Annotated in this window: 11 protein-coding genes; 2 read left to right on the top strand and 9 right to left on the bottom strand. The window is 31.0% G+C overall.

Features of this window, described 5'->3' with window-relative positions; all coding sequences use genetic code 11:
• Positions 1-205: 205 nt before the first annotated feature.
• Positions 206-3238, bottom strand: a complete 3033-nt coding sequence (locus ACKI5C_RS08705; protein WP_407432750.1) for a DUF3344 domain-containing protein — start codon at positions 3236-3238, stop codon at positions 206-208.
• Between the two features lie 188 nt (positions 3239-3426).
• Here ACKI5C_RS08705 and ACKI5C_RS08700 point away from each other — a divergent pair, with 188 nt between their 5' ends.
• The gene (locus ACKI5C_RS08700; protein ID WP_407432749.1) at positions 3427-4728 is read left to right on the top strand and encodes a phenylacetate--CoA ligase family protein; all 1302 of its coding nucleotides are present in this window, start codon (positions 3427-3429) and stop codon (positions 4726-4728) included.
• 9 nt (positions 4729-4737) lie between these two features.
• Complete coding sequence (locus tag ACKI5C_RS08695; protein WP_407432748.1) at positions 4738-5169, top strand: acetolactate synthase; 432 nt, start codon at positions 4738-4740, stop codon at positions 5167-5169.
• A 152-nt stretch (positions 5170-5321) separates the two neighbouring features.
• Here ACKI5C_RS08695 and ACKI5C_RS08690 read toward each other — a convergent pair whose 3' ends face one another.
• The 8 genes from ACKI5C_RS08690 to ACKI5C_RS08655 all read right to left on the bottom strand — a co-directional run bounded on the left by ACKI5C_RS08690 (position 5322) and on the right by ACKI5C_RS08655 (position 12929).
• Positions 5322-7271 (bottom strand): hypothetical protein, encoded by a 1950-nt coding sequence (locus ACKI5C_RS08690; protein WP_407432747.1) that lies wholly within the window; start codon positions 7269-7271, stop codon positions 5322-5324.
• Between the two features lie 355 nt (positions 7272-7626).
• Positions 7627-8343, bottom strand: coding sequence for an ion transporter (locus ACKI5C_RS08685; RefSeq protein WP_407432746.1), 717 nt, complete (start codon positions 8341-8343; stop codon positions 7627-7629).
• Positions 8340-8993: an adhesin gene (locus ACKI5C_RS08680; RefSeq protein WP_407432745.1), complete on the bottom strand. Its 654-nt coding sequence runs from the start codon at positions 8991-8993 to the stop codon at positions 8340-8342. Before ACKI5C_RS08680 ends, ACKI5C_RS08685 begins: the two co-directional genes overlap by 4 nt.
• Positions 8994-9033: 40 nt before the next feature.
• Positions 9034-9534, bottom strand: a complete 501-nt coding sequence (locus ACKI5C_RS08675) for a ferritin (RefSeq protein WP_407432744.1) — start codon at positions 9532-9534, stop codon at positions 9034-9036.
• Positions 9535-9942: 408 nt separating this feature from the next.
• Positions 9943-10347 carry a hydrogenase iron-sulfur subunit gene (locus ACKI5C_RS08670; RefSeq protein ID WP_407432743.1) on the bottom strand — a complete coding sequence of 135 codons (405 nt, stop codon included), beginning with the start codon at positions 10345-10347 and terminating at the stop codon, positions 9943-9945.
• A gap of 10 nt (positions 10348-10357) precedes the next feature.
• The gene (locus ACKI5C_RS08665; RefSeq protein WP_407432742.1) at positions 10358-11494 is read right to left on the bottom strand and encodes a Coenzyme F420 hydrogenase/dehydrogenase, beta subunit C-terminal domain; all 1137 of its coding nucleotides are present in this window, start codon (positions 11492-11494) and stop codon (positions 10358-10360) included.
• A gap of 8 nt (positions 11495-11502) precedes the next feature.
• Positions 11503-12552, bottom strand: a complete 1050-nt coding sequence (locus ACKI5C_RS08660) for a hypothetical protein (RefSeq protein ID WP_407432741.1) — start codon at positions 12550-12552, stop codon at positions 11503-11505.
• Between the two features lie 14 nt (positions 12553-12566).
• A complete protein-coding gene (locus ACKI5C_RS08655; RefSeq protein ID WP_407432740.1) occupies positions 12567-12929 on the bottom strand; it encodes a pilus assembly protein in 363 nt (120 codons plus the stop codon).
• Positions 12930-13223 lie beyond the last annotated feature (294 nt).

Here is a 13223-nt window from a genome sequence, read left to right as displayed (position 1 = left end):
GTCCAAAGGAATTAATAATTGCTGACCAATTTTATCCTCTCTCAAAACCATAAAAAACACAACTAAAAAGTTAATTAACTCTAATAATAGATTGTACTTCCTAGTATAAATAATTAAAGGATAAAAATAAGTAAAAAAAATTTAAACACAAAAATTATGAGTCAACCTCAAAAATAAAAAAAGAAGAGAAGTGGAATTACTTCTCTTATGCGCTGATTTTTATTGTGTTAGCAATGTTACAACCATTATAACTTGAAGTTATAATGTATTCACCAGGTATTAAGTTAATGTTTAATTTTGCCTGACCATTGCCATCTGTCAATTTGTTATAGAAAACACCATTGATGTTGAATGTAACATTCTGATTTGCATAAGGTTTACCTTGGCCATCAACTAAGTTGGCTTTGAATTGGGTTCCATCGCGGTATTTCATTGTAATGTCTGTTGCATTTAATATAGGCAATACCTTGATGTTATTAGATACAGTACAGCCGTTGTATTCTGCAGTTATGACGTAATCTCCAGCCTGTAAGTTGATGTTTAGTTTAGCGATTCCTGATGCATCAGTTTGTCTTTCGTAAAAGACTCCATTGATGTTGAATTTGACAGTTACGTTTGCACCGACAGCTTTGCCGTCAGCACCTAAAACTTTAACGGTATATTGTGTAGCGTTTCTGTAGTATTTGGTAATGTCTTTGTTTTCTGTAAGGAGTGGCAACACAGTAATGTTGTTTGATGTTTTGTCTCCCGTTACAGGATTCATTGCAGTGATTATATATTCACCTTGTGCCAAGTTAATGTTTAATCTTGCAAGACCTTTGTCACCAGATACTTTACGATCATACATCACACCATTGATGTTGAATTGAACTGTAGTTCCATCAGCCAAATATTTACCCTGACTGTCTAAAAATGTTGCATAGTATTGGGTATCATTTCTGAAAACTTTAGTTATGTCAGTACCGTTGACAGTTGTTAAAATAGTTACAACTGAATAAACAGTTTGATTATCTACAGTAACATCAACATCATAAACTCCAGCACCCAATTCAAGAGCGATACTTGCAATACCCTTAGCATCAGTAGTTCTAGTATAATTTACGTTATTGATACCTATTTCAATTGATTTATTTGCCAATGGACTGCCTTTATAATCAGTTACAGTTACAACAAATCTTTCAGAGCCATGATAGTATTTAGTTACATCAGGAGCAGAAATCTCAATAGGACGTTCAAATTCAACAACTAAAACATTTTGTAATGCTACAATAGTTGAACCGGTAGCTTCGAAGTAAATAACATTATTTTCTAATGTAGAATTAATCATATCAATCATATAATAATCATATGAGGAACTTGTTCCATTCCAGATATCTTCACAGATATTATTATTTACAATAAGATTACCTTCACCGGCTTGACCACTAGCAGCAAATACATATAAAGTTGAATTTAATAAATCAGCAGTTTCGATATCATCCATAAATGTGTATGAACCAGTCTCAAGATTTACCTGTTTGGATAATAAATCCGCATTTTCAGCAATGTAAACTATTTTATAAGTTTCACTTTCATCATTTTCAGTTAAAACAAGCAAAGTAGGAGGATAAACAGCACAACCACCAGCAGCTTTATTTAAAACCAAAACATTTTCACCAGCAGCCAATAAATCAGCTACATCATAAACAAGCAAACCATAACCATATTTACCATAAGTTCCCAAATTGGACTGATCACGATAAGTATCAATAGGAGTAATGGCCTGATTATTGAATGTGATATTCCAATCATTAAAGTCTCCACCAGCAATCTTATCCCAATTATAAGCTACATAAAGTAAACTGTTACTAATATCAGAAGAATCGACTTCAAATGTGTAATTGACATTAGTTACTCCAGTACCGGCATATTTAGAAACATCCTGAGTTAAAATAATAACATCACCAGTAATATTATAAATACGATTGGTACTTGCATTGGAAGCAGGATAAGCAAAGTCTTTACCTAAATTACCATTATACAATACTTTGAAACTAGCATTGGTTGAATTTAAAATGAAATCTTTATGTACAAAGTTCAATGTGTACAATACATTAGTGTTATTAGCTCCATTTACAGTAGTTTCGTCAATAGGTCTGATAGTTGGATCAATGAAAGTAATTTCGGTTTCATCATTTGCATCAATAGATAAGTTCTCATGAGCAATTTCTTTACCATCAGCCAATAATATTGCACTGCCTTCGAAATCAATGTTACCGTTTGTAACAGTTACAGTTAAAGTATTATTAACACCAGCAAATACTGTACCTGAATACGGCGGTGTAATTTTTCCAGCTATAAAGTATGGTTCTGGTGTAGTAATTTTTAATAATTGAACTGAAGCCTTATATGATGCATAAGTAGATGCTTTTGAAGATGTGTATGTTAAATTAGTATCTGTTAAAGGTATGAAATTTTCAGTTATATCCCAAACATCATATATATAATAACTTCCAGTTTCCTGTTCAGGGTCAAATAATAAATCCCCATTTAATCTGTATGTAGCATCTGCACTAGATAAAGCAATAGATTCTAATGTAACCTCATCATAATCATCATCAAAATCTTTTGTATTGAATATTGTAGTTAATGTTTCTTTTGTCCATGCCTGACCAATATTTAACCAGTAAGATATCTTATCGTTATCACTGTCATCATATGCACATATTAATGCAATCAATTTTATTCTACCATCAAAGCTATAATCTGTTAAAGCAGTATTGTTTACAGTGATTGTTATGGTATCACCGCCAGACAGATTTTTCACTTTATCCGTTATATCGAATAAACTTTGATAATCTGAATATTGTTTTGATGTATTATTGGTTATCGGATAAATAACCGGATCACTGGCTGTATTATCCGGATATGTTAAATTCGCATATTCTAAAACACTTATTCCATCATCTGTTTTTAAAGAAATATTAGTTGTTAATCCATAAGTTGGAGCTCCACTTCCAGAATATGAAGAAACGACAACATTTACAGATTTTATTTCAGTTACGTTTTCAGGAATTTCATAAACTAGCTCCCCATTAGTTGAAGTAAATGGATTTACTGATGAAATCTCAACTCCACCAGATACTTCACCATTGTCAACCAGAGGCATTGCAGAATCTTCTGCAAAAACAATTCCTGAAGAAATTATTACTAAAAAAATAAATATTGTTAAAAAAATTATATTATTCTTAAATTTCATCATTTACCCCCATAATTAATATTCATACCATTGATTAGGTATAATATAAAATAAATAATTAGTAATATATAAATATACTTAAAGTATTACTAATCTAATAATAAAATTAAAAAAAGTATTACTAATAATAAAATTTAAACTAAACTAAAAACATAATTATAATATTAAACTAAAAATGAGGCTAATCCATGATATGGAACGAAGAAATAGAAACAATGTCAAGGCAAGACCTTGAAGAACTACAACTAAAAAAACTTCAAAAGACTGTAAAAAGGGCATTTGATAAAATTCCCTATTATAATAAGAAATACAGTGAAGCTGAAGTTTTTCCAGAAGATATAGAATGTTTAAAAGATATTGAAAAATTACCATTCATTACAAAAGACGATTTGCGTGAAAGCTATCCCTATGGATTATTTGCAGTTGACATGTCAGAAATTAAGGAATTGCATTCATCTTCAGGAACAACAGGAAAACCAGTAGTATCAGGTTATACTGAAAAGGACTTGGATACATGGGCAGAAACAATAGCCCGTGGACTTTCTATGATGGGCATCGGCAAAGATGACATTCTGCAAAATACTCACGGATACGGAATGTTTACCGGAGGATTTGGTATTCACTACGGATGTCATAAAGTTGGAGCAACAATCATTCCGATTTCAACCGGCCAAACCAGAAGACAAATCGATATCCTGAGTGATTTCGGAGCTACAGGAATTATCTTTACACCATCTTACGGAATTCATTTAGGTGAAGTCGCTTTAGATGAAGGAATTGACCCTAAAGATTTAAAAATTAAAGCAATAGGTTTTGGAGCTGAAATGTGGACTGAAGAAATCAGACAAAAAGTAGAGGAAATCTTCGGCGCAAAAGCCTACAACATCTATGGATTAACTGAACTGATGGGACCTGGAATAGGTGTTGAATGTGAAGCCCAGAAAGGCCTTCATATTTCAGAAGACATTTACTATCCGGAAATTATTGACCCAAATACATTAAAAACTTTAGAACCGAATACTCCTGGAGAACTTGTTTTAACCAACCTTGAAAGAGAAGGAATGCCTGTAATTAGATTCAGAACAAAAGATTTAACCAAAATTACCTATGAAAAATGCAGCTGTGGAAGAACACATGCAAGAATGAGTAGAATTACCGGCAGATCTGATGATATGATTAAAGTCAAAGGAGTAGCTATTTTCCCTTCACAAATTGAAAAGGCATTGCTCAGAGCGGGTGATGTAGAGCCTCATTATTTAATAATAGTTACAAGACCTGGAACTCTGGATGAAATTGAAGTGAAAGTAGAAGCATCCGCAGATATTTTCTTTGATGGTGTTAAAGAAATGATGGCAATTCAAGAAAAAATTGGAAAATCCATTGAGAATGAAACAGGTATTAGAGTAAAAGTAACTCTTGTAGAACCTAAAACATTACCTAGATTTGAAGGAAAAGCAAAAAGAGTTATTGATGAAAGGAATTTACATTAGGTGAAATAAATGAAAATCAAACAACTATCAATATTTTTACAAAACAGAATGGGCAGTTTATCAAAACCTTTGGAAGTCCTTACAGTTGCTGACGTTAATATCAGAGCAATGTGTATGGCAGATACATCAGAATTTGGTATTTTAAGACTTGTAGTCGATGACCCGGATAAAGGAAAAGAGGCTTTAGAGCAGAATAACTTCCTTGTTAAAATAACCGAAATCATCGGCGTTGAAATGCACGATGCACCTGGCGGCCTTACAAGTGTCTTGAATATAATCAGGGACAATAATATTGATTTAGAATATCTTTATGCATTTACACATGAAAAGGAAGGAAAAGCTATTTTACTGCTTCATGCAGATGACATAGATGCTTTAATTGATATTTTAAACAAAAACAATATCCCTATTGTTCCATGTGAAGAAGTTTATTCATTATAAAAAAAAGTTAACTAATAACAACCAATCATCACCAATATTCTCTTTTTTAATCGATATATATGAAGCCAATATTTTGAGAATATCGATTGAAATCCCAATGATTTCATGGTAAAAAAAAAAGGAAAAATAAGGACAAATAGTCCTAAAATCAATTAAATAACAATCTCAGTAACCTCTTGACTATCATCATCAGAAGATGTATAAATATATGCTGTAATACCAAAAAGTCCAAGATATGGCACCGCCACAGCTGCCACACCAACACTTAAAGCAATAATAGGATCAAATGCAAAATTAGCAATGAGCAGAGTAGCAACAAAAAAGCCTCCATAACAAATCACAGCAATACTTACAACGAAAACTGCAATTATACTAATAGCAACTATTGCAGTACGAGAATCTTTATATAATTGGGCAATATCTGTATTGCTCGTAATGTTTTCACCATTTATCTTTACCTGAGATCCCCCAACAAATGCGACATTATCACCTTGGCCATATGCTTCATTATTTTCAAATGTACAGTTATTAAGGATTAATGAACCTTGATTGAAGATTGCTCCACCGTTTTTAGCATAGTTTTCAGTGAAAGAACAATTGTTACAAACAACAAGGCCTTCATTTAAAATTGCACCACCATTATCCGTTTTAATTAAATAATCCACCTTATTTTTATTGAATTGGACATTGTTGAAATAACATGCCCCACCTTTGTTGACAACAGCAGTATTGAATCTTTCAATAATCAAATCTGAAGCTACAACTACTTTATTTTCAGAGTTTTGAATCCATGTGTATTCATCGTCATCTTTACCTGAGGAATAGATTTTCGAACCGTGACCATTGATGTTAATTATATCAAAGCCCATATCACTTACAACTATTGCATCAAGATAACAAATCTCATAGGAACCTAAAAAATTGATATTTAATGTAAAAGTTACAGGAACAGCACTGAATCCTATTAATTTTAACCAGATATTATTCTCATCAATTTCACCATGAGCATGATTATGAAGAGTATCTAATAATGGTTTAAAAACTGCGAGATTTGTATTTCTAGCACGATAATAATCGGAAAATGCAGTAAGCTGTGAGATGATGTAAACATTTTTGACTAAATTATATGAATTCACATAGTTTTCATTATTATAGAACAAATCTTCAAAAATCTTGTTATAATCTACTATATTGGAGAATATATAATTTTTAGTATATGAAACATCACCAAAATTCTTAGTAAGGGATAATGTCAAATCTTTAGTATCTTTTGAATACATTCCATAATAGCAAATATCATTATAAGAATTAATGCCTCCTTTGGTAAATACAGTATAGATTAAAGGTACAAGATCAACAAGTTCATCACCCATAAGGGAGAAATAATTATAGTTGAAATACTTATTTACATCAAGATTGGATGAAGCACCATCAATAAGCAAAATATTCGGATTAGCAGAAATGTTTCTAAAAGTTAAATTTTTTCTATTTCTTTCAGCATAAATGGCCTCACCAGATAATGATGAAGAACAATTTACAAAACGAGTATTGCTAACAGTATTGTTTGTACCGCCTATGAAAAGTCCACCGCCAATTTTGGCTTTATTGTTTATGAAAAGACATTTGTCAATAAGACCTTCATTTCCGCTCCAGTATACGGCACCACCCTTAACTGCAGTATTTCCTGAAAAGACACAATCTGACAAAACACCATTATTTCCATACCAGGAAAGAGGACTGTTAACATTTGCCTGATAGATTTCAGATTTATCAGAACTTTGCCAATCCACAATACGGCTGCTAGGGTAGGAATTGGCAAATGTCAAATTAAAAATTCTGACATTGTTTCCAGTAACCTTAAAAATAGTTAATCCATCATTACCAGCATCAATAACATGCCCATTACCATTAATAGTTACATTATCAGCCTTAATATCAATAATGGGATAATAAAATGAATATCCATTGGATTCAAAATAGTAATCCTTTGAAAAATTATACGTATCACCAGTATGAAGACCACTAATATCATTGTTTAATTCACTGAAAGTACCTGAAGCATTATTGACTTGATTAACATCACCTGCACAAGCGCAAGACATACACAATAAAAAAAATGTTGTCAATATTAATACACTTAAATAATTTTTAAACTTCATATCATCACTATTTAATTAAAAATTGTTAAAAACAAATATTATCTAAATATAGTTATTTTGATAAAATAATATATATTTTACCGCAAGTATGCACTTACATTCATGAATAAATAAAAAATAAGAGAGTATAAATAATTTAACTGATGAATTTTTATTTTTTTCCCAAAATATTTCTTGGCAAAATTATTTTAAAAATTAAATAAAAAGCCCCATTTGTTTAAGATAATTGATATATGGAAATATTGATAGCAAAAAAATTCAGGAAAAAAGTAGATGGTGACTTTTGAGATTAAATACCTCAATCTTTTTCTTTATTTAGCTCATCAATTTTCTTGTTTAATTCTTTAACTTCTTGTGTTAAATCATCAATTTTTGATTCCAAATCCGTATGGGAATCTTTACTGATTTTTGATACATATATTGATGAAATGACCGCAGTAATGGTTGCAAAAATAATTACTCCACCAATCATGGCAATAATACCAATGATTTTACCCATTAAAGTACCCGGAACAACATCCCCATAACCCGTAGCAGTTATAGAAACAACAACATACCATAGAGCTGTTGTAAAATCATTGATTTCAGAATCAACCAAATACATAAGTAATGAAACTAAAAAAACAAAAATAACTCCTACTGAAAGAATTTTATCCAATAAAGTTCTTTTTAAAAAATTTTCCAAAGTATCACTTTCATGATGAATGGCAAACAGCTTAATATAGTGAATTAATTTGATTAATCTGAATGGCCTTAAAAATATAAAATAATAAGGAAACATTCCCAAAATACTTAAAGCATTTTCCCTCAAGTAATGCTTTTTATTATCAGCATGCTTATAGCTGTAGAAAAATTCAATCCACAAAACAATACACAATGCAAAATCAAAATACAGGAAAAGATTTTTTAAAAAAGGATCAGTTGAAAAAAATGATACATAGATTAAAAAAACAAAATCAACCAATATTAATATACTAATAATTAAATAAAATAGTAGTTTTTTGTCGTATCTCATACTATCTCCATGTTATCAACACAGCTAACTAACTTTGAAGCCAGCATTCGTGTAAATTCCATTTTTTCATAAGTATAACATTCATAAACGATTGTAGGAATTCCTGCATTGGCTGTCGGTTCTGTTATAAATGGAGGGCTTGTTCTATGTTCCGGCGCATAATAAACCAGTTCTTCAATAGAATCAATGATATCATTTACATATCTGGTTGAATTATCGTCAAAACTAGGTGCAAAAACAAAATTGGTAATTTCATATTCTCCAGGGCCACGTAGTCCCCTGTTTGAGTGAATATCTAAAAACAGATTATATTTCTTATCAATAATGTCGTCTTTAATAAACTCTTGTGCTAAAAGCTGACCTTCAAGACGGCCCTCAGTATCACTATTTGTATTGTTAACATGAATATTATAAATATAATAGCAATATTTCAAGTCTTTTCTTTGTGTTAACTCATCAAATAAAGCTCTGTGAGATTTGCTTTCAAGAGGATGCATTCCAATTACATAAGCAATCCTAACATCCGAACTCTTATCTCCAAAAGGACCATGTATATAAACACTGCCAAAATCATTAACACCAATTAATTCGGCATTATTTTCAGTAGAATCAATTTTTGCTTTATCTGTCGGACCTTCTGGATAGTTCATTTTAACACCTAAAAAAAATAAAAAAGTGACTAGAAAAAATCTAGTCTTCGGAAGGTGAACGTTCACCTAATTCTTTGTTTAATTCATAAATTAATCTGTTATCGCCATCTGCTAATTTAACTTTAGCTAATAATTCCATTGCGTTTTCTTCTTCTTCAACTTGTTCTTCAACAAACCATTGCAAGAAATTGTTGGTTGCATGGTCTTTTTCTTCAATAGCCAAATTAACTAAATCATTGATTAATCCAGTTACCATTTGTTCGTGTGATAGAACATGTTCAAATGCAGCTAATGGAGAATCCCATTCAGTTTGAGGTCCTTCAATTGCAGTTAATGTTACAGAAGCTCCTCTTCTGATAATGTAGTCATAAAATTTCATACCATGTTCTAATTCTTCAGCTGCTTGTACTCTCATCCAGTTAGCAAATCCTGCTAAATCTTCATCTTCAAAATAAGCTGCCATGGATAAGTATAAATATCCTGAGTATACCTCAGCGTTTAATTGAGCATTTAATGCTTTTTCCATATTTTCGGATACCATTTAATATCACCATAAAATATTTTGTTTTTTATTTAATATAAAGTTAAAGAAAAAAAGTTTTAAAAAATAGCCATTTAGGATAACAATTGTGAGATTACCCTAATAGCTATTGTAGACAGTGAAAGACAGTTATGTTCTCCATAACTACTCTCTTTTTTTAAATTAAACAATTATTTTATATTAATGAGGAATATCCCAAAACTGGTTATGCCGACAATTTTGAAATACCTCTAAGGCTGATGTATGTATTTTAATATAAAATAATCAAACGAAAAATAATCAAACATTATTGTCAAACTATTTTTCTAAGATTAGTATCTAAACACTAATCTTAGAAAAACAATTATAGAGGGAAGAATAGCCATTATAATTATAATGGCTATTAAAGTTATATGGCTGATTATAATTTTATTCCAACTCTAAAGGACCTAATTTTTGAAGGGTTTTATGAAATTCCTCCATAGTTGTTTGGAATTTTTCACCTTCTGATGCTGAAATCCATTCATGACGGAATCTTTCCCTTTCAATTCCAAATTCTTCAAGAATATCTTCAACAATTTTAGATCTTCTAGACCATTTGTAGTTACCTGCATCATAATGGCAGTCCCCAATATGGCAGCCTCCTACAAATACTCCGTCTGCTCCTTCTTCAAATGCTTTAAAAATCATTGACGGATTAATTCTTCCGGAGCACATTACACGAATAATTCTTACATTTGGTGGATATTGCATACGTGCAGTACCTGCGGTGTCAGCTCCACCATAACAACACCAATTACATAATAATCCAACAATTTTTAATTTATCAGACATTAAAAACACCTCATAATTCCTCTTTTGCAGGACTGTATAATGGTGGTTTTACATCATCACTTACACCTGCTACGTATCCGGTTCTATTTTGATATTTCTTTTGCAGTTTATCAAAAATTAATGAAACCGGTATGTCCATTGGACAAACATCATCACACTGTCCGCAATCTACGCAACTGAAACTCATATGAGATAATCTAATACCCTGGAATGCAATCGGACTTGGAGGAACGTCAGATGCATTAAAGTAAGATTTATTGAGTTCACAGTTTTCATAACACCAACAGATTGGACAGACATCCCTGCATGCACAGCATCTAATACAGCGATCCCATTCCTTTATTCCACTTACTTTATCGTAATTGGAATCCTGATTCTTTTTAGACATTTTTATCATGATGCCTTCAACTTTTAATCTTGCATCAATTGCATCTTGGGAAGGTGATTTAGTTTCTAAAATTCCTGCTTTTTGAGCGCCGTTAATTAATTCTTCACCTTTTTCATCATTTATTTCAATGAATGTCCAACCATCACTTGCTCCCCAGTTACCGCAAGCAATGTTAGCTTTTCTAGGTATTTTTACATCACATCTTTGGCAATTCAAACGACGGCCATATCCTTCATGTTCCAGTTCATGAATTTTTACACCTTTTTCACTACCGTCTGCAAGCTCTACAATAAATTGTCCTTTGTCAATTTCTTCACTTACAACATCATCAGGATTAATATCATAGAACAGTTCTATCATTTTTCTTCCACTTACAGGTGATACGGTTCCACCACAGTTTAAACCAACGGTAAAAATGTTATCCGGATTAATTTTATGTCTTTTTATAAGTTCATCAATTGAACGAATATCACATGGCTTTACTGATACTGCAACTTTTTTATCTGAAAGATACTTTTGGATTATATCTCCAAACATTGTTGGGGCACAATGATAAGAACCTGCAGTTTTAATCAAATCTTGAGAATCAGTTACAAATGTTGGAACACCGTCATATATATCATCACCAGGAGATAAGGCCAATACACCGTCCACGATATTTTCATCTAATAAATATTTGAAAATACTTGTTACTGCCCCACCACATTCTCCGGCTTCCTGAATGTCTGGATTTTTTGATCTAGCTAAAACATAACTCATATTATCACTCACAATTTATTTTGGATTTTTTCAATAACTTCATCAACACCCAATGCATCTGATTCAATTACCGCACCAAATGTTTGAGTCTCACCCATAGCATTTACAAAACTGCCATCACTTTCAAGCCAGGATTTAACTGGAACAACTATTTGTGAAGCATTTGAAGTTGAATTTTCACATGGCACAAAACTTGCAATAGTTGAAATTGAGCCGAAGTCGAAATCAATTTCAGGAACCAAATCATCATTGAAAACAAGCAATAAATCTGTACCATTTAATAATTCTACCAATTCTTCTTTTGATTGGGCTTTTAAAATACTGCAAGCTCCTTTTGAATTACACTTACTGAAAACAGGCAATATTTTAGAGTTTGCTTTATCTGCAATTTCTTTAATTTTATCCAAATCTTCGGATGAATTTACAGTGTTGAATAAAATTACTGATGATTCATCAAGATTATCTCCAAAATTATTTAAAACATCATCAATACTGTCACAAATTTCATCTGAAACATTTGAAGTTACTGAACCCTCAGGAGTAAAAGAATAAACATTAGCCCCATTATCTTTTGCATGAATAATTCTTCTTCCAATTAACGGATTAGTATATAATACATCCCCGATAACAATAAGTTTAGATGCTTTTTCAACATCCTCATAAGATGCAACTTCCCCATCAATATCTACAATATTATCAGCATAAAAAGCTATATTATAATTATTTTTTTCAGCAAAACTTTTAATTGCTTCAATATCTTCAACACTATTGTTTCCAGAGCAAAATACAGTAATTTTTTCTGAATCTTTTGATTTAAGATTGCTGCAAATTTCATCAATTGCTTTATCTATGTCTACATTAGAATTTGAAACAATAGCACTACTTAATTTATTTTTATATGCTTCAATTGAATTTCTGCCATTTAAACAATTTTTTCCTTCATTAACCGGATGTCTTTTATATGGATAGGTTCCAACTACATCCCCCTCATGTGAAACAACATTAATACCACAACCAACACTACAGGAAGGGCATAACGTGTGTTTTATTTCTAACATGTCATATCACCTAATTAGTTATAAAGAGCATTAGAAACATTTTCATTTCCAAAATTACACTCAGATTCATCGCCTGATAAATTATGAGTTGATTGTACAGTTAAGGAAAACATTTTCATCAGCATGTCAAATGAATTATTTAAAATAATTCGAGAAGATGTTTCCTCTTTAAATTCCTCAAAATCCTCTAATTTCAAAATACCTTCAATTTTAAAGTTTAAATCTAAGAAAATTGATTTCAAAATACAATTATATCCAATATAGTTTTGATCCTTATGGGTATAATCAATTGACCAATCCATTTCCAAGTCTAAATCACAATTTTTTGGATTTGTTAAAGGTCGAATCATAGCAACTTTTTCGATATAAATTTCCATATTACTCTCGCCAACCATTTTTTAAATATTATCTCATTAATTACTCAATTAATCAAATTAAATGAATAATCTATTTTATTATTGGGAGTAATAACCATATAAATGTTATTAAAGTATTACTCTTTTTTAAACTATTTAAATTAAAAATAAAAACTTCATAAATATTATATCATCTATTAAATTAATAATTAGCCATAAAATTAAAAATTAAAGGCGGAAATGTTGCCTACACGAAAATGTAATAAACATCAAAAATAACAAAAATTGATATAAAAGAGTTATTGAAGAAAAAAA

The sequence above is a fragment of the Methanobrevibacter sp. genome, assembly GCF_045646045.1.
In the GTDB taxonomy this organism is placed as follows: domain Archaea; phylum Methanobacteriota; class Methanobacteria; order Methanobacteriales; family Methanobacteriaceae; genus Methanocatella.
The sequence above is the reverse complement of the archived record's forward strand: the minus strand, read 5'-3'. Positions and strand labels throughout refer to the sequence as shown.